General features: G+C 65.2%; 23 protein-coding genes and 2 tRNA genes. 11 read left to right on the plus strand and 14 right to left on the minus strand.

Annotated features, from left to right (window positions below; all coding sequences use genetic code 11):
- The first annotated feature begins 4 nt into the window (after nucleotides 1-4).
- A complete protein-coding gene (gene nadA, locus SPHN_RS10910) occupies nucleotides 5-988 on the plus strand; it encodes a quinolinate synthase NadA (protein WP_248523236.1) in 984 nt (327 codons plus the stop codon).
- A gap of 91 nt (nucleotides 989-1,079) precedes the next feature.
- Here the strand turns inward: nadA and SPHN_RS10915 are convergent, their stop codons facing one another.
- The gene (locus SPHN_RS10915; RefSeq protein ID WP_248523238.1) at nucleotides 1,080-1,229 is read right to left on the minus strand and encodes a hypothetical protein; all 150 of its coding nucleotides are present in this window, start codon (nucleotides 1,227-1,229) and stop codon (nucleotides 1,080-1,082) included.
- Between the two features lie 164 nt (nucleotides 1,230-1,393).
- On the opposite strand from SPHN_RS10915, the gene nadC reads away from it, so the two are divergent.
- From nadC to SPHN_RS10930, 3 genes are read left to right on the plus strand one after another with little or no spacing between them, the layout of a single operon-like run.
- On the plus strand, nucleotides 1,394-2,242 hold the full coding sequence (nadC, locus tag SPHN_RS10920; protein WP_248523239.1) for a carboxylating nicotinate-nucleotide diphosphorylase: 849 nt from the start codon (nucleotides 1,394-1,396) through the stop codon (nucleotides 2,240-2,242).
- A gap of 58 nt (nucleotides 2,243-2,300) precedes the next feature.
- Complete coding sequence (locus SPHN_RS10925) at nucleotides 2,301-2,783, plus strand: hypothetical protein (protein WP_248523241.1); 483 nt, start codon at nucleotides 2,301-2,303, stop codon at nucleotides 2,781-2,783.
- Nucleotides 2,773-3,483: a ribonuclease T2 family protein gene (locus SPHN_RS10930; protein WP_248523243.1), complete on the plus strand. Its 711-nt coding sequence runs from the start codon at nucleotides 2,773-2,775 to the stop codon at nucleotides 3,481-3,483. Before SPHN_RS10925 ends, SPHN_RS10930 begins: the two co-directional genes overlap by 11 nt.
- 30 nt (nucleotides 3,484-3,513) lie before the next feature.
- Here the strand turns inward: SPHN_RS10930 and SPHN_RS10935 are convergent, their stop codons facing one another.
- The 5 genes from SPHN_RS10935 to rpsA form a co-directional block, all read right to left on the minus strand.
- On the minus strand, nucleotides 3,514-3,939 hold the full coding sequence (locus SPHN_RS10935; RefSeq protein ID WP_248523245.1) for a DUF4112 domain-containing protein: 426 nt from the start codon (nucleotides 3,937-3,939) through the stop codon (nucleotides 3,514-3,516).
- 5 nt (nucleotides 3,940-3,944) lie between these two features.
- The gene (locus tag SPHN_RS10940) at nucleotides 3,945-5,360 is read right to left on the minus strand and encodes an ABC transporter substrate-binding protein (RefSeq protein WP_248523246.1); all 1,416 of its coding nucleotides are present in this window, start codon (nucleotides 5,358-5,360) and stop codon (nucleotides 3,945-3,947) included.
- 38 nt (nucleotides 5,361-5,398) lie between these two features.
- Nucleotides 5,399-5,482, minus strand: a tRNA-Leu gene (locus SPHN_RS10945).
- 94 nt (nucleotides 5,483-5,576) lie between these two features.
- Complete coding sequence (gene ihfB / locus SPHN_RS10950; protein ID WP_248523248.1) at nucleotides 5,577-5,855, minus strand: integration host factor subunit beta; 279 nt, start codon at nucleotides 5,853-5,855, stop codon at nucleotides 5,577-5,579.
- A gap of 160 nt (nucleotides 5,856-6,015) precedes the next feature.
- Nucleotides 6,016-7,734 carry a 30S ribosomal protein S1 gene (gene rpsA / locus SPHN_RS10955; RefSeq protein WP_056060414.1) on the minus strand — a complete coding sequence of 573 codons (1,719 nt, stop codon included), beginning with the start codon at nucleotides 7,732-7,734 and terminating at the stop codon, nucleotides 6,016-6,018.
- Nucleotides 7,735-8,009: 275 nt separating this feature from the next.
- Here rpsA and SPHN_RS10960 point away from each other — a divergent pair, with 275 nt between their 5' ends.
- Nucleotides 8,010-8,267, plus strand: coding sequence for a SemiSWEET family transporter (locus SPHN_RS10960; RefSeq protein ID WP_056486791.1), 258 nt, complete (start codon nucleotides 8,010-8,012; stop codon nucleotides 8,265-8,267).
- 256 nt (nucleotides 8,268-8,523) lie between these two features.
- Here the strand turns inward: SPHN_RS10960 and cmk are convergent, their stop codons facing one another.
- Together cmk and aroA are read right to left on the minus strand one after the other, a co-directional pair.
- A complete protein-coding gene (gene cmk, locus SPHN_RS10965; RefSeq protein WP_248523250.1) occupies nucleotides 8,524-9,162 on the minus strand; it encodes a (d)CMP kinase in 639 nt (212 codons plus the stop codon).
- Between the two features lies 1 nt (nucleotide 9,163).
- Entirely contained in the window at nucleotides 9,164-10,498 is a 1,335-nt protein-coding gene (aroA, locus tag SPHN_RS10970) for a 3-phosphoshikimate 1-carboxyvinyltransferase (RefSeq protein WP_248523252.1), read from the minus strand.
- Nucleotides 10,499-10,597: 99 nt separating this feature from the next.
- Here aroA and SPHN_RS10975 point away from each other — a divergent pair, with 99 nt between their 5' ends.
- Nucleotides 10,598-10,924 carry a TIGR02300 family protein gene (locus SPHN_RS10975; RefSeq protein WP_031395784.1) on the plus strand — a complete coding sequence of 109 codons (327 nt, stop codon included), beginning with the start codon at nucleotides 10,598-10,600 and terminating at the stop codon, nucleotides 10,922-10,924.
- A gap of 82 nt (nucleotides 10,925-11,006) precedes the next feature.
- Nucleotides 11,007-11,082 (plus strand) — tRNA-Ala (locus tag SPHN_RS10980).
- Between the two features lie 367 nt (nucleotides 11,083-11,449).
- On the opposite strand, the gene SPHN_RS10985 is transcribed toward SPHN_RS10980, so the two are convergent.
- The 3 genes from SPHN_RS10985 to SPHN_RS10995 all read right to left on the minus strand — a co-directional run bounded on the left by SPHN_RS10985 (nucleotide 11,450) and on the right by SPHN_RS10995 (nucleotide 15,636).
- Nucleotides 11,450-13,243, minus strand: a complete 1,794-nt coding sequence (locus tag SPHN_RS10985) for an autotransporter domain-containing protein (protein WP_248523254.1) — start codon at nucleotides 13,241-13,243, stop codon at nucleotides 11,450-11,452.
- 107 nt (nucleotides 13,244-13,350) lie between these two features.
- Nucleotides 13,351-14,349, minus strand: a complete 999-nt coding sequence (locus SPHN_RS10990; RefSeq protein WP_248523256.1) for an inorganic phosphate transporter — start codon at nucleotides 14,347-14,349, stop codon at nucleotides 13,351-13,353.
- 168 nt (nucleotides 14,350-14,517) lie between these two features.
- Nucleotides 14,518-15,636 carry a DUF47 family protein gene (locus tag SPHN_RS10995; protein ID WP_248523312.1) on the minus strand — a complete coding sequence of 373 codons (1,119 nt, stop codon included), beginning with the start codon at nucleotides 15,634-15,636 and terminating at the stop codon, nucleotides 14,518-14,520.
- A gap of 195 nt (nucleotides 15,637-15,831) precedes the next feature.
- On the opposite strand from SPHN_RS10995, the gene SPHN_RS11000 reads away from it, so the two are divergent.
- Nucleotides 15,832-15,996 (plus strand): hypothetical protein, encoded by a 165-nt coding sequence (locus SPHN_RS11000; protein ID WP_187502787.1) that lies wholly within the window; start codon nucleotides 15,832-15,834, stop codon nucleotides 15,994-15,996.
- 143 nt (nucleotides 15,997-16,139) lie between these two features.
- Here SPHN_RS11000 and SPHN_RS11005 read toward each other — a convergent pair whose 3' ends face one another.
- On the minus strand, nucleotides 16,140-17,465 hold the full coding sequence (locus SPHN_RS11005; RefSeq protein WP_248523258.1) for an MFS transporter: 1,326 nt from the start codon (nucleotides 17,463-17,465) through the stop codon (nucleotides 16,140-16,142).
- A gap of 114 nt (nucleotides 17,466-17,579) precedes the next feature.
- Here SPHN_RS11005 and pgsA point away from each other — a divergent pair, with 114 nt between their 5' ends.
- Genes pgsA through SPHN_RS11020 form a run of 3 tightly spaced genes read left to right on the plus strand, consistent with a single transcriptional unit; the run spans nucleotide 17,580 to nucleotide 18,840 of the window.
- On the plus strand, nucleotides 17,580-18,131 hold the full coding sequence (gene pgsA / locus SPHN_RS11010; RefSeq protein WP_248523259.1) for a CDP-diacylglycerol--glycerol-3-phosphate 3-phosphatidyltransferase: 552 nt from the start codon (nucleotides 17,580-17,582) through the stop codon (nucleotides 18,129-18,131).
- A gap of 2 nt (nucleotides 18,132-18,133) precedes the next feature.
- A complete protein-coding gene (moaD, locus tag SPHN_RS11015) occupies nucleotides 18,134-18,394 on the plus strand; it encodes a molybdopterin converting factor subunit 1 (protein ID WP_248523261.1) in 261 nt (86 codons plus the stop codon).
- Nucleotides 18,391-18,840, plus strand: coding sequence for a molybdenum cofactor biosynthesis protein MoaE (locus SPHN_RS11020; protein ID WP_248523263.1), 450 nt, complete (start codon nucleotides 18,391-18,393; stop codon nucleotides 18,838-18,840). Before moaD ends, SPHN_RS11020 begins: the two co-directional genes overlap by 4 nt.
- Before the next feature lie 109 nt (nucleotides 18,841-18,949).
- On the opposite strand, the gene SPHN_RS11025 is transcribed toward SPHN_RS11020, so the two are convergent.
- Both SPHN_RS11025 and SPHN_RS11030 read right to left on the minus strand, forming a co-directional pair.
- Complete coding sequence (locus tag SPHN_RS11025; protein ID WP_248523265.1) at nucleotides 18,950-19,597, minus strand: fasciclin domain-containing protein; 648 nt, start codon at nucleotides 19,595-19,597, stop codon at nucleotides 18,950-18,952.
- Between the two features lie 136 nt (nucleotides 19,598-19,733).
- Nucleotides 19,734-20,357 (minus strand): fasciclin domain-containing protein, encoded by a 624-nt coding sequence (locus tag SPHN_RS11030; protein ID WP_248523267.1) that lies wholly within the window; start codon nucleotides 20,355-20,357, stop codon nucleotides 19,734-19,736.
- Nucleotides 20,358-20,441 lie beyond the last annotated feature (84 nt).

Raw genomic sequence — 20,441 nt, forward strand, 5'->3', positions numbered from 1 at the left:
GACCATGGAATTGAACCAGAACTTCGCCGGCATCGACATACGCGCCGAGATCGAGCGCCTCCGCAAGGAGAAGAACGCGGTCATCCTCGCGCATTATTACCAGAAGCCCGAGCTTCAGGATCTGGCCGATTTCGTCGGCGACAGCCTCGACCTGTCGCGCAAGGCCGCCGCGACCGACGCCGACGTCATCGCGTTCTGCGGCGTGCGGTTCATGGCCGAGACCGCCAAGATCCTGTCGCCCGACAAGATCGTCGTGCTGCCCGACATGGATGCCGGGTGCAGCCTCGAGGACAGCTGCCCGCCCGAGCAGTTCGCCGCCTTCCGCGCCAAGCATCCCGATCACATCGCGCTGACCTACATCAACTGCTCGACCGAGGTGAAGGCGCTCTCCGACATCATCGTGACGTCGTCGTCGGCAGACACGATCCTCGCGCAGATCCCGCTCGATCAGAAGATCATCTTCGGCCCCGACCGCAACCTCGGCGGCTATCTCGCGCGGAAGACCGGCCGCGACATGCTGCTGTGGCCGGGCGTGTGCATCGTCCACGAGGCCTTCAGCGAAACCGAGCTGATGAAGCTCAAGGCGCAACATCCTGGTGCGCCCGTGGTCGCGCATCCCGAATGCCCGCCGATCATCCTCGATCATGCCGATTATGTCGGCTCGACGCGCGGCATTCTCGATTATGCGCTGGCGATGCCCGGCGACACGCTGATCGTCGCGACCGAGCCGCACATCATCCACCAGATGGAAAAGGCGTTGCCGAACAAGCGCTTCATCGGTGCGCCGGGCGCAGACGGCAACTGCAACTGCAACATCTGCCCGTACATGGCGCTCAACACGCTGGAAAAGCTGTACGTCGCGTTACGCGATCTGAGCCCGCGTATCGAGATCGAGGAGGGGCTCCGCTTGCAGGCAAAGAAGAGCCTCGACCGCATGCTGGAGATGGCGTCGAACACGGTAGGAAAGGGCGATTTGGGCCCTAAATAATGCTATGCGTGAGGCCGAGGTCCACTTCCGGGCCGCCGGACGTCGCGCGGCCGAGGTCGGGCGGCGCACCCGCCCGACAAGCGGTCGACCTTCAGGCCCTGGGAACGTCGCCGCCAAGCTGTGCGAGCGCCTGATCGATGTGGATGGCGGCAAGCGGCATCTGCAAGGCATCGGCCAGCGCGAGCGCCTCATCCAGCAAGGCGTTCAAGCGTGCGACATCGGCCATCGTCTCGGTAAGCATGGTAAAGTCCTTGGAAAACATTCTTGCAACTCGCCAGTCGGCGATTTGTTCCGGGTCGGGAAAACTTTCTCGAGCCGTTGCTCGGTGGGATTTCGCTATTCCGGGCGTCTGATTTTTGGCACCGCGCTGGTACCATCGGTGAATAATGATTTGGGGGATGTCGGGTGAGCGCAACTGGGCTCGAGGGGTTTGATGTCGAAGCGTTCGTCACGGCGACCCTCGCCGAAGACCTCGGGACGGTCGGCGACATCACGTCCGCCGCGGTCATTCCCGCCGACGCCCGCTTCACCGGCGCGATGGATAGTCGCGATCCGATCGTCGTGGCTGGATTGGCGCTTGCCGAAGCCTTTTTCCGGGCGCTCGATCCCGGTGTCCGTATCGAACGTCTCGCCCAGGACGGAGAGTCGGTCGCTGCCGGTACCGATCTGCTCAGGCTCGAGGGCGCCGCACGCGCCTTGCTGACGGCCGAGCGTTCGGCGCTCAATACGGTGCAGCATCTGTCGGGTATCGCCACGATGACCCGCCGCTACGTCGACGCGATAGCGGGCACCGGCGCGATCCTGCTGGACACGCGGAAGACCATTCCCGGGCTACGCGTGCTCGAGAAATATGCGACGCGGATGGGCGGCGCGCAGAACCACAGGATGGGGCTCTGGGACGCGGCGATGATCAAGGACAATCATGTCGCGGTGGCCGGCGGCGTCGGCGAGGCCGTACGACGCGCCAAGGTGGCGGGGATCGCGCAGATCATCGTCGAGGTCGATCGGATCGATCAGATCGAACCCGCGATTGCGGCGGGGGCGACGCACCTGTTGCTCGACAACATGCCGCCACCGACGTTGCGCACGGCAGTGGCGCTGGTCGGCGGACGCGTGCCTTGCGAAGCGTCGGGCGGGGTCAGCCTCGACACCATCCGGGCGATCGCCGAAACCGGCGTTACCTATGTCTCGGTCGGTCGCTTGACGCAGTCTGCACCCGCGGCGGATATAGGGCTCGATTTCACGACTGCGTGAGTGCCGCATCCGCGCGGTATGGTGCCCGTGACTCCGCATCGGGCAGGGGACGAAGACCATGAACAGGCCGCCATCGATAGTCTGGTACGAACGCCTTTATCTCGCGTCGTTCGTGTTCGGGCTCGTTGCCTCCGCGATCAGCTGGACACAACGCGCCACGATCCTTGCCGCCAATCCTATGTTGGCCGAGGCGCACTGGATCCTGCCCGTGACGCAAGCGCTCACCATCGCGATCGCGCTGCTCATCTGGTATTTCACGGCACGCAGGCCCAGCGTGATCGCAAAATGGGTGGTCGTGGTGTTTGCCGCGTTCGGTGTGCTGAGCATCCTCCTGTCGCTGGGAACATTGGCGATGGGCCGCGCGGTCAGCGGTACGACGCTGGCACTGTCGGTTCTCGCGAACGCGCTGTACATTGCTGCTGCGGTATTGCTGTTCAAACCCGACGCACAGCGCTGGTTCGGCGAGATGCCGGAATCGGACGACGATGACGAAGGGTCCGACGCCGATGCGATCGATGAGGATACGACTTATGTTCGCTAGGATCACGCTCGTCGCGGCATTTGCGCTGCCTGCAGCAGCCCATGCTCAAGCCTATCAATGCTCGGCGCCGGCCTCGATACAGCGCGTTCGTCCCGACCTGCCGTCGGACAGCCAGCCGAAGCGCGACCTACCGATCGGCAGCTATACGCTCGCGATCACCTGGGCCCCGCAATATTGCCGCGACAACGGCGATCGCGCAGGCTCGAAGTTTCAGTGCGGGGCGGGAAATCGGTTCGGTTTCACGCTCCACGGGCTCTGGCCCGACGGCGTCGGCAAGGAATGGCCGCAATATTGCCGTGCGGCCGAATTCGTACCGCCCCCGGTGATCAAGGCGCACCTGTGCACGACCCCGTCCGCGCAGTTGCTGCAACACGAATGGGCGAAGCACGGCACCTGCATGCCGGGATATCGTCCTGCCAAATACTTCGCCCAGTCCGCCGCGCTATACGGCAAGCTGCGATTTCCCGACATGGACGCGCTGTCGCGGACATCACTGACAGCAGGGCGGTTCGCGGCGGCGATGGCAAGCCGCAATCCTGGCCTGAAGGCGGACATGATGCGCGTGACCGCCACGAAGCAAGGCTGGCTGGACGAGGTCTGGATCTGTCTCGATCGCCGCTTCCGCTATCGCCGCTGCCCGGTGCACCAGGGTGGGCTTGCGCCAAGCGCGTCGCTCAAAATCTGGCGTGGGGCTCGATAGTCGATCGCGCAATCCGCCCCGGCGGTGACCTCAAATCTCGAGGGTCGTCGTCGACGGATGATGCTTGTCGAGGTGGCGCTTGATGATCCGCAGGTTGCGCGTGTTCGACCGGAAGAAGAAATCCGGGACCGCACCGACGAAGGGGATCATCCCGAGTGCCCAATCGATGCCGACATTGCCGAACATCCGTGCCATCTGAATCTTCGACATACCGATGTTGCGCGCTTCCCAGGCCATCCACGCACCGACCGCGGCCGCGATCGTGCTGCCGGCAAAGGGAATGATGTCGAGGATCACGTCCATGCCGACCTTGCGGTTCGTGCCGGGAATCGTGAACAGACCCTCCATGACGCGCTCCATCGCCTCGACACGGCAGCGAACCGACAGAGCGTCGCGTCCCATCGGGAGCGTATCGAGGATAGATCCGGGGATCATGCGCGTCGGGCGTTGGGTCATGTCTGTCAGTTGGTGTCGGCGCGCAATCGGTTCAACGGGTGCCACGCTCGCGCATTGGGCTGCCACTGCTGCAGCCGGGTCGATACGAGCGACCATCGCAGCGGTCGCGCGAGCGGGATGAAGGCAACATCCGCGTTCATTGCGACATCGGCGGCGGCGATCTGTCGAGCCCGTTCCGCGAGCGTCGGTGCTTCGCGTGCGGCAGTAATTGCGGCCTGCGCGGCCTCTCCGCACACGACACATGCCGTTGCCAGATACCAGCGCGCGCTATCATAGGGCGCGACCGCATCGACCAGCGCCAGGTCGGCGTCCGCACCCTGCGCGACGCGGTAAGGCGTGATACCGACAGCGATCAGCGATGCTGCCACCTGCGCATACAGCAAGGTGGCGCCAGGCCCGTTCGGGAGGGCGATCCGAAGCGACACGGGTCCACCAGTCCATCCGGCAACGCGTTGCCGCGCCGCGACACGACGCTCGTCCTGGGTCAGCAGCGTCCAGGCAGGGACCTGCGGCAATGCGGCCGAGTCGAGAATATCGGGAAGAAGGCGATCGGCCGTATCCCATGCCGGGGCGATCGCCGTGGTCAGCGCGGTTCGGTCGATCGCCTCTGCGACCGCCTCGCGGTTTGCGGCTTCGGCGAGGAATCCGTCGCGGCGAAGTATCGCCAGTCCGAATAGTCCGGCGGCAGGATCGACACGGATATTGGCGGGCGATATCTCGGTGGTCGCTAGCAGGGGCCAGTCGACGAAGCTGCCACCGCTGACCAAATCCGAATCGCGGTGGGCAAATCGCGCGATCGCGCGCGCCGCGCGTTCGCCGATCAACCGGACATCCTCCTCAGGCTTGATCGCGCGCTGGTCCTCCGGGTCGGCCTGGTTGGGGTCGAAGGCCGGGCGCAGCAACGGGGACCGACCGCGCGCAGCCACGCGAAAAGGCCCGCTTCCGCCGAGCGGCGTCATCCTCAGCAAACTGAGCTCGGGTTGCGCGAACAGCTTGAGCAGATCGGGACGGGGGCGGCTCAGCCTAACCTCGATCACCTGCGGGGTCATCACGACGATCTCGTCGATCGCCGTGAGGAAGGGGGCCAGCGGGTTGCGCGAGCCCGGTGCGATCTGACGTTTCAGCGCGGCAACAACCTGATCTGCGGTGACGGGCGTGCCATCGCCCCAATCGCCCTCGCGCAGACGGAAGATGTAGCTCATCCCGCCGTCGATCACGATCCAGCGCTCGGCCAGGCCAGGTTCGATCTGTCCGGCGGCATCGAATCGAACCAGACCTTGCGCGGTCGAATCGACGAACAGTCGGCTGGGCGTGTCGACCCGTACACGGCGGGCATCGACGATCCTGGGCGGAGAGCCGATCGCACTGACGATCACGGCGCCGGTATCGGGTCGCCGCCGCTCGCACCCGGTCAGCGTCATGCCGAGCCCGATGCAGACCGTTAGGAAAAGAGCCGCTCTGGTGCGGACGGCGGGACTCGAACCCGCACTCCTAGGGAGGGAGATTTTAAGTCTCCTGCGTCTACCGGTTTCGCCACGTCCGCACACGCCCCCAACAAGACGACGCCGTCCGCCGGGTCAACCCATCGCAGGTAGAAACACGACCGATCGGCGCCGGAGCCTGACATTTATGCAGCGTCACACGTTCAGGCGGGCGCGCATCTCTTTACCGGGTTTGAAATAGGGAACGCGTTTTGCGTCGACCTCGACGACTTCCCCGGTACGCGGGTTACGGCCCGTTCTTGCGTCGCGCGCGCGCGTCGAAAACGCGCCGAAGCCGCGCAGTTCGACCCTTCCGTCCGCCGCCAGACGCTTCGAGATCTCGTCGAAAAACGTGCTGACGATAAGCTCGACTTCATCGGGTTGCAGGTCCGGATGCGCCTCGGCGATCCTGAGGACCAGTTCAGATCGAATCATTCGTTTTCCCGCTCATTTGGCAGTTACGCTTATTGATGTAAGTCAACTTGCGAAGCGTTAGCACTAATCTGAGCGTAGTCAAAAACCAAAGTGAGATAGTCAATAAAAAGCCCGGCATGTTCGAGACATGCCGGGCCAATTTATCGTTAAGTCGTGAGACTTACTTCTTCTCGGCGTCCGTGCGGGCCTTGAGGGCCTCGCCGAGGATGTTGCCGAGCGTCGCGCCCGAGTCGGACGACCCGTACTGTGCGACGGCCTGCTTCTCTTCCGAGATCTGCATCGCCTTGATCGAGAAGGTCGGCTTCTTCGAACGATCGAAGCCCGTCACCATCGCGTCGAACTTCTGGCCGACCTGGAAACGCTCCGGACGCTGCTCGTCGCGATCGCGACCCAGATCCGTGCGCTTGATGAAGCCGGTCGCGCCATCGTCGCCCTGCTGCACTTCGAGGCCCGCGTCGCGGACTTCGAGAACGGTGACCGTGACGATCGCGTTCTTGTTCAGCTTGTCGCCTGCTGCTGCGATGCCGCCGGCCGATGGCCCGCCGCGCTCGAGCTGCTTCATGCCGAGCGAGATACGCTCCTTCTCGGCGTCGATGTCGAGCACGACGGCCTCGACGGTCTCACCCTTGCGATGCAGGTTGAGCGCGTCCTCGCCCGAAACGCCCCAGGCGATGTCGGACATGTGGACCATGCCGTCGACGTCGTTGTCGAGGCCGATGAACAGACCGAATTCGGTCGCGTTCTTGACTTCGCCCTCAACGGTCGAGCCGATCGGATGCGCGGCAGCGAACGCCTCCCAAGGATTGGCCTGAGCCTGCTTGAGGCCGAGCGAGATGCGACGCTTCTCGGAATCGACTTCGAGGACCATGACGTCGACTTCCTGCGAGGTCGACACGATCTTGCCCGGATGGACGTTCTTCTTGGTCCAGGACATTTCCGACACGTGGACGAGGCCTTCGATGCCCGCTTCCAGCTCGACGAACGCACCATATTCGGTGATGTTCGTGACGCGGCCGGTGAGCTTTGCGCCGACCGGATACTTGACCATCGCGCCATCCCAGGGATCGCTCTCCAGCTGCTTCATGCCGAGGCTGATGCGCTGGGTGTCCTTGTTGATGCGGATGATCTGCACCTTGACGGTGTCGCCGATGTTCAGGACTTCGCTCGGGTGACCGACGCGCTTGTAGCTGAGATCGGTGACGTGCAGCAGGCCATCGATGCCGCCGAGATCAACGAACGCACCGTAATCGGTGATGTTCTTGACGACGCCGTCGATGATCTGGCCCTCGGCCAGGCTCAGGATCAGGCCCGAACGCTGCTCTGCGCGCGTCTCTTCGAGAACGGCGCGACGCGACACGACGATGTTGCCGCGCTTGCGGTCCATCTTCAGGATCTGGAAGGGCTGGGGGATGTCCATCAGCGGCGTGACGTCGCGCACGGGGCGGATGTCGACCTGCGAGCCCGGCAGGAACGCGACGGCGCCGTTCAGGTCGACGGTGAAGCCACCCTTCACGCGGCCGAAGATCACGCCCTCGACGCGGGTCGTCTTGGAGAATTCGGTTTCCAGCTTGTCCCATGCGGCTTCGCGACGCGCACGATCGCGGCTGAGCATTGCTTCGCCGTGGACGTTCTCGACGCGGTCGACATAGACTTCGACTTCGTCGCCGACCTTCAGGTCAGCCTTCTGGCCCGGCGCTGCGAATTCGCGAAGCGGCACGCGGCCTTCCGACTTCAGACCGACGTCGATGACGGCCATGTCGTTCTCGATGCCGGTCACGGTGCCATGCACCACGCGGCCCTCGAAGCTGTCGGCGTCGCCGAGCGTTTCGTTCAGCATCGCCGCGAAATCGTCGCGGGTCGGCATTACCTGGGTTGCCATAGAATTCAGTAATCCTAGTCTGTTTCCGGCCAAGCGGTTGGGTCCGCTGGTCTTGGCCTTCGTTGCCGCGACGACCGAACGCCGGCGCAGCATCCGGACGGCACGAGGCGCAGAGGACGTAGACGCTGAATGCGAAAACGGCGCGTGAGACTCATAGGTCTCCGCGCCTTCCTCCACGAGCATCGCTCGCCGGACATCGCCGTATAGCCGAAACCGCCTCTCGGAGCAAGATCGACTCCGCTGCGTTAGGGGCGGTTCACCACAGGAGCGAAGATTTGAACGAACGCGGCATTCTCGTGCTGGGCTGGGTCGCCACCGTGACGGCGATCGTGATGTACCTGTCGTACATCGACCAGATCATGCTGAACCTTGCGGGTCAGAAAGGATCGGTGGTCCAGCCTTTCGCGACGATGGTGAATTGCGCGCTGTGGGTGGGGTATGGGTTTCTGAAGGACAAGCGGGATTGGCCGATCGTCGTGGCGAATTTCCCGGGGGTGGTGTTCGGGGCGGTGGCGCTGGTTACTGCGCTCTAGGGGAGGGGGCGCCATAGGGGAGTTCCGCTCACTCCTCCTTGTTCTCCCGCGAAGGCGGGAGCCCAGTCTGGGTCCCCGCCTTCGCGGGGAAACAGTGTTGGTTCACGCTAGATTACCCCAACAGAGCAACCACCCCGGCGAAGGCCGGGGCCCGGGTGGGGGACGTTGCTAACTGAGGGACGGACTTCGTTACTGCGACCTTTCTAACTGGGCCCCGGCCTTCGCCGGGGTGGGGCCAACGGGATAGTTCTAAGCCTTAAACCGAAGCCGCCTTCTTCGCCCGCTGCGCCTCCACCAACGCAACCGCCCTTTGCACCGAAGCCTCGATCGACAGAAAGCTCGTATCCAGCAAAGCCGCATCCGCCGCCATCACCAGCGGCGCCGTAGACCGCCCGCTATCCCGAGCATCCCGCGCCCGAATATCCGCCAGCACCCGATCCTTGCTCGCCGTCCCGCCTCGAGCCTGCAACTCCGCATGCCGCCGCTGCGCGCGGATATTCGGCGTAGCCTTCACGAACAGCTTCGCGTCCGCATCCGGCGCGATCACCGTGCCGATGTCGCGCCCGTCGAGGATCGCGCCACCCTCCTGCGCCGCAAACCGCTTCTGCCGGTGCAGCAACGCTGCCCGGACCAGCGGATGCGCCGACACAACCGACGCCAGCGCGCCGATATCGTCATCACGCAACGCCGGATCGCTCAACAGCGCATCGCTGAAATCGCACGCCGCGACCGCGTCGGCTTCGGTCTCCGGATCGAGTCCCATCCGCGCCACGCTCAACGCGACCGCGCGGTACAGCAGCCCGGTATCGAGATACGGCAACCCATAATGCTTGGCCAAGGCGCGCGCGATCGTGCCCTTGCCCGATGCCGCCGGGCCGTCGACTGCGATGATCATCTTAATTCCCCTGGCCGGTAAGCGCGTCGAGCGACCGGAAGAACACGGGGTAGCTCGTCGCCACCGGCGATACATCGTCGATCGTGACGGGCTCGCTGCTCCCAAGTCCAGCCACCACCATGCTCATTGCGATGCGATGATCGAGTTTCGAGGCCACCCGAGCGCCACCGCGAATCGGCGCGCCGCCCGACCCGGTGATCGCCATGCCATCCTCGTATTCCTCACACGCGACGCCGCACGCCTCCAGCGCGATCCGCATCGTCGTGATCCGGTCCGATTCCTTTACGCGCAGCTCGTGCGCGCCGCGCGCGACCGTCGTGCCGGTCGCGAACGCGGCGGCGACGAACAGCACCGGATATTCGTCGATCATGCTCGGCGCGAGATCGGCGGGCACCTCGATCGCGGTCAGGGGTGCGTGGCGGACCCTCAGGTCGGCAACCGGCTCGCCGCCGACGGTCCGCGGGTCGAGCTCGGTGATGTCGGCCCCCATCATACGCAACGCGGTGACGATGCCGATCCGCGTCGGGTTCAGCCCGACATTGCGCACGACGATATCCGACCCCGGCACGATCGACGCCGCGACCAGCCAGAAGGCCGAGGACGACGGATCGCCCGGCACGACGATATCTTGCGGCTTGAGTTCCGCTTCGCCGGTGATCGAGATCACGCGGCCCGCTTCGGTCTCCTCGACGGTCAGCTTGGCGCCGAACCCGGTCAGCATCCGCTCGCTGTGATCGCGCGTCGCGACCGGCTCGATCACCGTCGTGATGCCCGGCGTGTTGAGTCCCGCCAGCAGGATCGCCGACTTCACCTGCGCCGACGCGACCGGCAGCGTGTAGCTGATCGGTACCGCCGGACACATCCCGCGCACCATCAGCGGCAGCTTGCCGCCGGGCGACGCGCTGATGTCCGCGCCCATCTGCGACAGCGGCTCGATCACGCGGCCCATCGGCCGGCCCGACAGCGAGGCGTCGCCGGTAAAGGTGCAGGTGATCGGATGGCTGGAGACGAGCCCCATCAGCAACCGAGTCGACGTGCCCGAATTGCCCATCTCCAGCGCGGTCGCGGGCTGGAGCAGTCCGCCGACGCCGACGCCGTCGACGACCCAGATGCCGTCGCCCTGCCGCTCGATCGTCGCGCCCATCGCGCGCATCGCCGCCGCAGTGGCGAGCACGTCCTCACCCTCCAGCAGCCCGGTGATCCGGCTGGTGCCGACCGCGAGGCTGGCGAACATCAGCGCGCGGTGGCTGATCGACTTGTCGCCTGGAACCGCGATCGAACCGGTCAGGGGACCGCGCGCGGCCACGTCCAGGGACTGGGGGAGGGGGTGTGTCATCGGGCCGGGCTTTTGACAGTGGCCTTGCGCTATGGCAAGGCGCGCCCACTTTGCGAGGGTATCTCCCCGCAATCCATTCATCCGAAAGGTTCTATCGGCATGATCAAGCCGGAATGGGGCACGAAGCGTTCGTGCCCGAAATGCGCGACGCGTTTCTACGACCTCGAAAAAGCCGACCCCGTGACCTGCATCGAATGCGGGTATGCGTGGGAGCCCGAGCCCATCCTGAAGTCGAAGCAGCCGCTGCCGTTCGAGGTCGCCAAGCCCGACACCAAGAAGCCCGACGCGGATCTCGAGGGTGACGAGGAAGAGGACATCGCCTCGATCACCGGCGAGGACGAAGAGCCGTCTGCCGACGACGAAGTCGATCTGGGCGGCGACGACGACCTTGGCGTCGAGACGCCGCAGGACGAGCACGAGCGGTAATAGAAAGAAATTTGGCAAGCGGTGTTTACGCCGCTTGCCAACCCGGGCGGCTCCGGTTAGTGAGCCGCCTCCCAACGGGAATGGGGCCGTAGCTCAGCTGGGAGAGCGTTCGCATGGCATGCGAAAGGTCAGGGGTTCGATCCCCCTCGGCTCCACCATTTCCGTTGATGACCGGTCGATTGGACCGTTGTCCCAAGCCCCGTTCATTTGACTGATATCCTAGACGTATCGGCAGGATTGGGCGCCTAAACTGTAACTCTGCTGCCTTGGCCCGTCTTCAACGCGGTTCGGGATGCGCGCCCAAACATCCCGATACAGCGCCACCCTGCATTTGGCGCAGATGCACGGTCAGCATATGCAATCGCACCGGCCAGCAAACTGTACCGTCACCCCGGACTGGTTCCGGGGTCCACCGTTCCGCAAACCAAATTCTCTTGATTTTGCGGCCCCGTGGATGCCGGAACCAGTCCGGCATGACGGACAAGGGATCGTATTTGTCGAGCCAACCCCGAATGCCGATCCTTCTTAGAACGCGGCGGATAGCCCTGCGAACGCCGACACGCTGTCGCGGTCGTCGCGCAACGCGTAGCCGGCGACACCCGCGCGCAGCGACAACTGCCCTGCGACGTTGCCGTCCACGCCCATCGCGTAGCTCATATAGCTGCGATCGGCGCGTTCCACCGTGCTCGTGAAGCTGATCGGCGCACCCGTCGGGGTCAGCGTCAGTGTCCGCGGATCGTCGTCGAACTCGCGCTCGTAGCCGGCGCGGGCGAAGAACCGCACAGGTTCGCCCGGGACTGTCCGGATCACGGCGCCGAACCGGCCGGTCAGGCTTTTCACCTCCTGCTTGCCGAACGCCGCCGCCGTCGAGAGGCCGCCGGACTCCGTATAGCCGGCAATGCGGACGCGGTCGTATTGCGCCGCGAGGTCGGGGCCGAACGCCACGCCGCCGAGCGTGACCAGGTCGAACGCGGCGGTGACGCGGCCGGCGACGTAGGTGCCGTCGGTCTCGCCCTCGTGCGAGCGGATCGCCGGGCCGAGCTGGACGGTGCGACGGATGTGGCGATAGTCGATCTCGCCATAGGTTCCGTCCGCGAGCAGGCGCACCGGGCCGAGTTCACCGCGCGCGTAGCCGCTGACCGACCAGGCGCGCGGCTTGTAGGTGCCAGCGCCGGCCTTGAAGTCGCCGGTGCCATCCGAATAGCCGCCGGCCACGCCGACTCCCGACGCGTCGCCGATCGCGAGGTCGGCGCCCGCGGTACCGCTAAAGCCGCGCTCGGTGATCCCGACGCGCTGGGCGGAATTGCCGCTCGCATAATAATGATAGCCCGCACTGCCGAACAGCGACAGCGCATGGCCGCTACGCTGCGCGCCGCCGCGCTCGGCGCCCTCGAACAGGTCGCGCTGGCCGCGGAACATCGCCTGCGCTGCATAGCCGAGCCCGGCGATCTGGTCGGGGGCCTGGACGAGGCTGGCCACGGCCTGCCCCTGGATGCGCTGCGTTTTGCCCGACGGGTGGACGCTGTCGGCCAGGATATACGTCTCGTTGGCGTCGGGCGAGACGAGCGTCGCGCGCGTGCAGGCCAGCGACGACGGCACGGTACAGGCGACGCCGGTGATGTTGGTGTAGCCATAGGTCGCGGGGCTGGCGACGAGTTCGCCGAACAGCCGGTCGGTATCGAAATACAGCGCGTTGACGTTCGCCGCTGCCAGCGCGGCCGCATAGGTGCGGTTGAACAGCTGAATGCCCGCTGCACCGCCCGATTGTACCGCGAGCGTGACGATCCGGCTGGCCCCGGCGGTCTGGAGGCGGCCGACTTGCGTGGCGAGCTGCGTGGCCGCAGTGGTCAGGATCGCGGTATTGGTGCTGCCGCCGGCCTGGAACGCGAAATAGTCGTTCCCGCCGCCCTGGATGTAGACGAGGTCGCGTGGCCCGAAGGTGCCGCCAGCGGCGAGGAAATTGCTGATCTGCGTCGTGACCGGGATCGACAGCGCGTTCGCGGCGGTGACGCGCGCCCCGCCGACTGCGTAATTGGTGCCGCCCTTGCCATAGACGGGGTCGAGCGACAGCCCGAGTCGGGCCGCGAGGACCTCGGGCGCGACCGGGTCGGGGTTGGTCGTGAAGCTGCCTGCGTCGCGCGCCAGCCGGGGATCGAGCGTCAGGTAATAGCCGCCATCGGCGAGGCTGTCGCCGAACACGACCATGCGGTTATAGGTCTCGCTGGCCGCGACGTTGGTCGGGTTGGCAGTCTGTGCCTGGCCCGGACTCGCGAAGCTCAGCGCGGTCCCGGCCAGCAACGCCGTATAGGTCGTCTTCATGATGTCCTCTCCCTGGCGGCGAAGGATCATTGTCCTTCGCTCGACCGGGAGTGTCGGAGCCGGTTACGTCCGCGTCAAGAGACTGTCGCTTAGGGGTAGGGCGCCGTTCAGACGAACAGCCCGACCAGCAGATAGGTGCCTGCACCGATCAACCCGGCGGCGGGCAGCGTCAGCGTCCAGGCGACGACGATGTTGCTCGCCACGTTCCAGCGGACGGCGGACAGGCGCCGGGCGGCACCGACGCCGACGATCGAGCCGGTGATGGTGTGCGTCGACGAGACCGGGATGCCCCAGAAGGTCGCGGCGAACAGCGTGATCGCGCCGCCGGTCTCCGCGCAGAAGCCCTGCGCCGGAGTCAGCCGCGTGATCTTCGAGCCCATCGTGTGGACGATCCGCCAGCCACCCGACAACGTGCCGAGCGCCATCGCTGCCTGGCAGGACAGGACGACCCAAAGCGGCACGTGGAATTCGCCGCCAAGCAGGCCCTGCGAGTAGAGCAGCACGGCGATGATCCCCATCGTCTTCTGCGCGTCATTGCCGCCGTGGCCGAGCGAATAGAGCGCGGCGGAGATCAGCTGCAGCTTGCGGAAGCGCTTGTCGACGCCGAGCGGGGTGAGCTTGAGGCTGGTCCACGCCACCGCGAGCACCAGTACGAGCGCGAGCATGAGGCCGATCGCGGGCGAGGCGAAGATCGCGACGACGGTGGCGATGACGCCTTTCCAGACGATCGCGCCGAAACCGACCTTGGCGATACCTGCGCCGAGTAGGCCGCCGATCAGCGCGTGGCTGCTGCTCGATGGGATGCCGAGCACCCAGGTGATGACGTTCCACGCGATCGCGCCCATCAGCGCGGCGAAGATCACCTGCGCGTCGATCACGTGCGCCTGGACGATGCCGGTGCCGACCGTCTGCGCGACGTGAAGCCCGAAGACGGCGAACGCGATGAAGTTGAAGAACGCGGCCCAGAGGACGGCGTATTGCGGCTTCAGGACGCGCGTGGAGACGACCGTGGCGATCGAGTTCGCCGCGTCGTGGAGGCCGTTCAGGAAGTCGAACAGCAGCGCTATGCCGATGAGGCCGATGAGGAGGGGGAGGGAGAGAATCATGCGATTGCCGTCCTATCCCCGACCATTCCACCCCCCCGGCGAAGGCCGGGGTCCAATTGGGAAGGCTTTAGTAACAGCGCGCCGTTCTCAGTTATTGCTGTCCCCCAATTGGGCCCCGGCCTTCGCCGGGGGGGAGCTCCGTGGGCGGTCTCGGACTCAATCGACACATCAAGCATGGTCGATGACCAGCCCCTGGATTTCGTTCGCCACATCCTCGAAGCGGTCGACGATCTTTTCCAGGCTGCTGTAGATCTCGCGGTTGATGATGAAGGTCATCGGGTCCGCGCTGATCTTCGACGCCTGGAACAGCGCGCGAAGGCCCGTGTCGTGGATGTCGTCGGCATGACCCTCGATCTGGATCAGCCGCGCGGTCAGGTCATGCAGCCGCCCCGCATTGGTGCCTAGCGAGCGCAGCAGCGGGATCGCCTCGGCGGTGATGCGCGCGGCCTCGACGATGATGCCCGCCATGTCGCGCATCTCGGCCGAGAATTCGGTCACCTCGTACAACGCGATCGCGTTGGCGGTGCCGTTCATCTGGTCGATCGCGTCGTCCATCACGCCGATCAAATCCGTGATCGCGCTGCGATCGAACGGCGTCACGAACACGCGGCGGACGTCCTGGAGGACCTCGCGCGTGATATCGTCGGCTTCGTGCTCGCGCTTGACGATCTCGGCGATCTGCGCCTCGATCGAGCCTTCGCCGTGGAGCAGCCGTGCGAGCGCATCGGCGCCGGCGACCAGCGTCGCGGCATGCGCGTCGAACAGTTCGAAGAACCGCCCCTGCTTCGGCATCAGCGACTGGAACCAGCCCAGCATCGGAATTCTCCTTTTCGCACTCTTGCGCACGACGGGTAAGATACGTTGCGCGAACGACGCCGGGATCGGCGGCTCGCGGAAAGCCGCGATCAGCGCCTTCAGGCCGGGCTCATTGACAGCGTCTGCCGCACGATCAAGCGTAAACCAGCGTGTGTCGCGCTGATGACGCTCGGGCCAGTCGTCGACCTGCTCGACGAACGCGAGCGGAAACACCGTCACGATCATGTCGCGGTAGCGGCCGGTGCGGCGGCGTTTGCGGTAGCCGAATTCGCCGACCGCGGTGGGGCAGGGAATGCCGCGGATGCCGGCCTCCTCATACGCCTCCTGCGCGGCAGCCTCGTGGCTGGCGAGCCCGACGATCGGATTGCCCTTGGGGATCACCCAGCGACCCGTGTCGCGGGAGGTGATCAGCATGACGCGGGCATGGCCGTCGGCGTCGATCACATAGGGAAGTGCCGCAATCTGCTGGATAATTCGGGTCCTTGTGGGCGCGGAGTCGCGGGGAGTGGGAGACAGCTTAGACGGCGGGATGCAGCATGCACAGAGGGCGGCCGGCGGTGCCGTGCGGACTGTTGCCAGCGCGATTCCGTCCCATTCCCGGACGTGGCCGATTTAACCATTTTTGCGACTGGTCGAATTAGTAAACGCGGCGTTAACGTTCGCATCATGACCAGACGCCTAGTCCTCACCAATGAAGCCGCCCGCCATCCGCTGCGCCGATCGTTGCCGCCGCCGGTGGTCGCGGCTGCGAAAAACGACGATCAGGACGTGAAGCTGTTTTTCCTGAGCTTCGCGGCGTTCTTCACCTGCTTCTACAGCTTCATTTTTTGAAGCGAGCAATCCTCCCCCGCCAGGGGGAGGTGGCTGGCTCTTGCCAGACGGAGGGGGAGGAAAGGAGCAACCACCGTTGCGTTTCCTCCCCCTCCGTCACCTTCGGCGCCACCTCCCCCTGGCGGGGGAGGATCGTTCGGTCGCTACCCCCTCAACGTCGGCAAACACCCGACGGCATCGTCGTCACACGCGCGGTGCAGCTTCTGCGCCAGCCAAGCCGAGACTAGGCACATAGCCGCGACCAGGAACAGCATGTCCTCTGGCGTCACGCCCATCGCCGTGATCCCGATCACCAGGATCGAACCGATCGTCATCGCACCCGAATTGACGACGTTGTTCGCGGCCACGGTGCGTGCGGTCTGGTCCTTCTCCACAGTCGTCGTCAGGAACGCATAGAGCGGCACCACGAACATCCCGCCGGTGATCGCGATCGCCAGCAACGTCGCGAGCACGGGGATCGCGCCAGGCTGATGAATGAACCCGGCCCAGTCGTAATACTGCCCCGCCGGCGCCGGCGTCCAGGCCCGCGCGAGGAACGAGAACAGCACGACGAAGCCACCCATCGCGATCACCGAGGCGGGGGAGAACTTCGCCGAGATGCGCCCGCGCAGCATCGAGTTGATCACCACCGAGCCGATCGCGACGCCGACCGAGAACACCGCGATCACGAAGCTGGCGACTCGCTCGTCGGCGGTCAGCACGTTCTTCACCAAGGGCGGGAAGACGATGATCAGCACCGCGCCGATCGTCCAGAAGAAGCTGATCGCGACGATCGCGAGAAACAGCCGGGGGATGTGCAGCGTCGCGCTGATCAAGCGCCACGATGCCGTGAACGGGTTGTAGTCGAGCTTCAGCGGCGGCCCTTCGCGCGGAGCGGGAGGCACCTGGCGGCCCGCGAACCAGCCGACCAGCGCCACGATCAAGACGCCGGCGGCGGCGCCCTCGATCGGGATCCAGCCCGCCGTCACGGTGCCGAGCAGGATCGCGAGATACGTCCCCGCCTCGACCAGCCCGGTGCCGCCGAGCACATCGCAGGGCTTCAGATGCTGCGGCAGGATCGCATATTTGATCGGGCCGAAGAACGTCGAGTGGACGCCCAGGCACAGCACCGCCCCGAGCATCAGCCCGATCCCCAGCGACGGATGTCCGAAGCGCGCGACCATCAGTCCGGTCGCACCGAGGATCATGATGCCGATCTCGACGGTCTTCACGATCCGGATGATCCGCGCCTTGTCGTGGCTGTCCGCCAATTGCCCGGCGAGCGCGGACAGCAGGAAGAACGGCAGGATGCCGAGTCCCGTCGCCAGCGCGTTGAAGTTCGCCTCCATCTTCGGGTCGTTGAAGACCGCATAGGTGGCGAACAGGACCATCGAGGTCTTAAACAGATTATCGTTGAACGCGCCGAGAAACTGCGTGGTGAACAGGGGCAGGAAGCGACGTTGCTTCAGCAACCCAAGGGCATTGAGCATGCGAGAAATCGCCCAGATCGTTGCGAAAATACGCCAAACCCTTAGCCCAGTGCCTTGCTCACGCCAACGTTTAAACCGGTTTCGCCGCGCGGCCGACCGGTATAGAGGTGGTGGGTGCTGAGCTTGCCTAACCTCCTGACATTGTCGCGGATCGTCGCGGTGCCCCTGCTGGTCTGGTTCCTGTGGTGGCCTGATTGGGAGGCGGGTTACGGCATCGCCTTCGTGCTGTACTGCCTGATGGGCATCACCGATTATTTCGACGGCTATCTCGCGCGGTCGAGCGGCGCGGTGTCGCGATTGGGGATCTTCCTCGATCCGATCGCCGACAAGATCATGGTCGCCGCGGTGATCCTGATTTTGGTCGGGACGCGCGATATTCCCGGTGTCCACGTGATCGCCGCGCTGGTGATCCTGCTACGCGAGATCGCGGTGTCGGGGTTGCGAGAATTCCTGGCGCAGGTCCAGGTTTCGGTCCCCGTTTCGCAGCTGGCGAAGTGGAAGACGACGCTGCAACTCGTGTCGCTCGGCGGGATCATCCTCGGCGGCGCGGTGCCCGAGACGGTATGGGTGCATACTGTCGGCATCGTCGCCTTGTGGGGCGCGGCCGTCCTCACCGTGTTGACCGGGTGGGACTATCTCCGCGTCGGCCTGAAGCACATGGACTGACGATGACGCAGATACGGATGGTGTATTTCGCCTGGGTGCGCGAGCGCATCGGCACGGGCGAGGAATCGGTCGAGCCGCCCGAGAGCGTGGTGACGGTGGCGGATCTGGTCGACTGGCTGGCGGAAACGAGTTCCGGGCACGCCGAAGCGTTCGAGAACCGCTCGCGGCTGCGCGCGGCGGTCGATCAAGAGTTCGTGCCGCTGGATACGCCGATCGGTCGGGCGCAGGAGATCGCGATCTTCCCACCGGTGACCGGCGGATGATCCATATCTCCGTCCAGCAGTCGCCGATCGATATCGCAGCCGAGATGACGCGCGCCGAAGCGGCAGGGGCCGGGGCGGTGGCGACCTTTACCGGGCTGGTCCGCGCGGACGATGGCGTGGGTACGCTCGAACTCGAACATTACCCTGGGGCTACCGAAGCGGCGTTGCTGAAGGTTGCCGAGGGCGCGATCGAACGCTGGGGGCTGAGCGCGGCGATCATCGTCCACCGGGTGGGGCCCATGCAGCCGGGGGAGCGGATCGTGTTCGTCGCGGCGACGGCGGCGCACCGCGGCGCGGCGCTGGAGGCCTGCGCGTATTTGATCGATCGGTTAAAGACAGATGCGCCGTTCTGGAAGCGTGAGACGCGGGGCGTGACGGCTAGCTGGGTCGAAGCGCGCAATGGCGATCATGCCGCTGCTGCTCGGTGGGACAAGTCGACGAGCTAATTCAGAGTTTGCTCTCCCGCGAAGGCGGGAGCCCAGACGGGGTCCCCGCCTTCGCAGGGAAACAAGAAACGGGCCGCGCTCCCTGGGGAGTTCGCGGCCCGTAATTCCGTTAGCCGAGCTTCGGAACGCTCATGCCGTTGGTCAGGTGGACGACACCGTTCGTTTCCCTGATGTCGGCCGTATCGACGTACGACTTGATCCCGGCGGTGTCGGTCAACTCGATGTTGCCGTTAGGGCCGATCGACGCGATCAGCGGCTGGCCAGCGAGCGTCGTCAGCGTAGCCTTGCCACCGCCGGCGGTGATCTGCGCCTTCAGCTGGTCCGACGTCACCGCACCGGCGACCACGTGATACTTGAGGATCGTCGCGAGCGTGGGTGCTGATTCGGGCTTCAGAAGCGTGTCGAGCGCGCCGGGCGGCAGGCGGGTAAACGCTTCATCGCTCGGGGCGAACACGGTGAACGGCCCGGGACCTGCGAGCGTGGTCTGCAGCTTGGCGGCTGTGACTAGCTTGGTCAGCGTGGCACGATTGGGCAGCGTCGGCAGCGCGGCTGCGATCGTCGTCGTCGGCGCGGCGGTCGGTGCAGCCGGGGCTGCAGTCGCAGGTGCTGCCTGTGGCGTAGCGGTGGTGGCGGGCGCCGTCTGCGCCGGAGCCGCGGGCGCCGCGGGCGCCGCAGGCGTCGTCGTCTGTGCGGTCGCACCAGCGGCAAGGATCATGCTCGATGCGGCGGCAATCAAAAGATTCGTCTTAACAGTCATGTGCGACTCCAAATATAATTGATGGGACGATCGAAACTCGAACGAAAAAAATAGGTATGGGATCGGCCCGTCTTCAATGTTTTGGCGGACCAGCCGCGCCATCGATGCGACGAACCGATCCCGGCAGTCGTGCCGATCAGCTCAGTTTCGGCACGATTACGCCGTTGACGACATGCACGACGCCATTCGACTGGCGCACATCTGCGGTCTCGATATAGCTCTTGTTGCCGTTGACGTCGGTCAGCGTGATGACCGCGCCGACCAGTGTCGCAGTGATCGGATCGCCCTCGACCGTGGTCAACGTCGCCGTTCCACCACCCGCCGCGATGCGCTGCCGCAGGTCGTCGGCGGTGATCGCGCCTGGCACGACATGATAGGTCAGAACCTTGATGAGCGAGGCTTTGTTCTCGGGCTTCAGCAACGTATCGACCATGCCCGGTGCGAGCCGCCCGAACGCGTCGTTGGTCGGCGCGAACACCGTGAACGGACCCGGACCCGAGAGCGTGCCGACCAGATCGGCGGCCTTCACCGCAGCGACCAACGTCGACAGATTGGGGGCGGCGGATGCGTTGTCGACGATCGTCCGCGTGGCCATCATCGGCACGCCGCCGACGGTCGGATTGGCAACCGCGGGCGGGCCGTTCGGGACCGCCAGCGCGGGATTGGTCGACGGACTGGCCACGTCGTCCTTCGATTTGCCGCTGCACGCAGCGAGCGCCAGCGCACTCGTGATCAGCAGTAGCGGAAGCGTCTTCGACATCATCGGGTCTCCAGCGGGAACTAGCGAAACATACGATCGAACGCCGAGTTAGTTGCGCATCCGTGCCAATCTCACGGCGAGCCG

Origin of the sequence: Sphingomonas faeni (assembly GCF_023195535.1) — a bacterium.
GTDB classification, from domain to species: Bacteria; Pseudomonadota; Alphaproteobacteria; order Sphingomonadales; family Sphingomonadaceae; genus Sphingomonas; species Sphingomonas faeni_B.

What these genes read in the sequence shown, in the direction of transcription:
- ihfB (WP_248523248.1), bottom strand. Translation starts at nt 5,855, where the DNA reads ATGATTCGATCTGAACTGGTCCTCAGGATCGCCGAGGCGCATCCGGAC.
- SPHN_RS11030 (WP_248523267.1), bottom strand. Translation starts at nt 20,357, where the DNA reads ATGTCGAAGACGCTTCCGCTACTGCTGATCACGAGTGCGCTGGCGCTC.
- nadA (WP_248523236.1), top strand. Translation starts at nt 5, where the DNA reads ATGGAATTGAACCAGAACTTCGCCGGCATCGACATACGCGCCGAGATC.
- SPHN_RS11025 (WP_248523265.1), bottom strand. Translation starts at nt 19,597, where the DNA reads ATGACTGTTAAGACGAATCTTTTGATTGCCGCCGCATCGAGCATGATC.
- cmk (WP_248523250.1), bottom strand. Translation starts at nt 9,162, where the DNA reads ATGATCATCGCAGTCGACGGCCCGGCGGCATCGGGCAAGGGCACGATC.
- SPHN_RS10990 (WP_248523256.1), bottom strand. Translation starts at nt 14,349, where the DNA reads ATGATTCTCTCCCTCCCCCTCCTCATCGGCCTCATCGGCATAGCGCTG.
- SPHN_RS11005 (WP_248523258.1), bottom strand. Translation starts at nt 17,465, where the DNA reads ATGCTCAATGCCCTTGGGTTGCTGAAGCAACGTCGCTTCCTGCCCCTG.
- SPHN_RS10940 (WP_248523246.1), bottom strand. Translation starts at nt 5,360, where the DNA reads ATGACGCTGACCGGGTGCGAGCGGCGGCGACCCGATACCGGCGCCGTG.
- rpsA (WP_056060414.1), bottom strand. Translation starts at nt 7,734, where the DNA reads ATGGCAACCCAGGTAATGCCGACCCGCGACGATTTCGCGGCGATGCTG.
- SPHN_RS10975 (WP_031395784.1), top strand. Translation starts at nt 10,598, where the DNA reads ATGATCAAGCCGGAATGGGGCACGAAGCGTTCGTGCCCGAAATGCGCG.
- SPHN_RS10985 (WP_248523254.1), bottom strand. Translation starts at nt 13,243, where the DNA reads ATGAAGACGACCTATACGGCGTTGCTGGCCGGGACCGCGCTGAGCTTC.
- SPHN_RS11020 (WP_248523263.1), top strand. Translation starts at nt 18,391, where the DNA reads ATGATCCATATCTCCGTCCAGCAGTCGCCGATCGATATCGCAGCCGAG.
- SPHN_RS10925 (WP_248523241.1), top strand. Translation starts at nt 2,301, where the DNA reads ATGAACAGGCCGCCATCGATAGTCTGGTACGAACGCCTTTATCTCGCG.
- moaD (WP_248523261.1), top strand. Translation starts at nt 18,134, where the DNA reads ATGACGCAGATACGGATGGTGTATTTCGCCTGGGTGCGCGAGCGCATC.
- SPHN_RS10930 (WP_248523243.1), top strand. Translation starts at nt 2,773, where the DNA reads ATGTTCGCTAGGATCACGCTCGTCGCGGCATTTGCGCTGCCTGCAGCA.
- SPHN_RS10915 (WP_248523238.1), bottom strand. Translation starts at nt 1,229, where the DNA reads ATGCTTACCGAGACGATGGCCGATGTCGCACGCTTGAACGCCTTGCTG.
- SPHN_RS10935 (WP_248523245.1), bottom strand. Translation starts at nt 3,939, where the DNA reads ATGACCCAACGCCCGACGCGCATGATCCCCGGATCTATCCTCGATACG.
- aroA (WP_248523252.1), bottom strand. Translation starts at nt 10,498, where the DNA reads ATGACACACCCCCTCCCCCAGTCCCTGGACGTGGCCGCGCGCGGTCCC.
- SPHN_RS11000 (WP_187502787.1), top strand. Translation starts at nt 15,832, where the DNA reads ATGACCAGACGCCTAGTCCTCACCAATGAAGCCGCCCGCCATCCGCTG.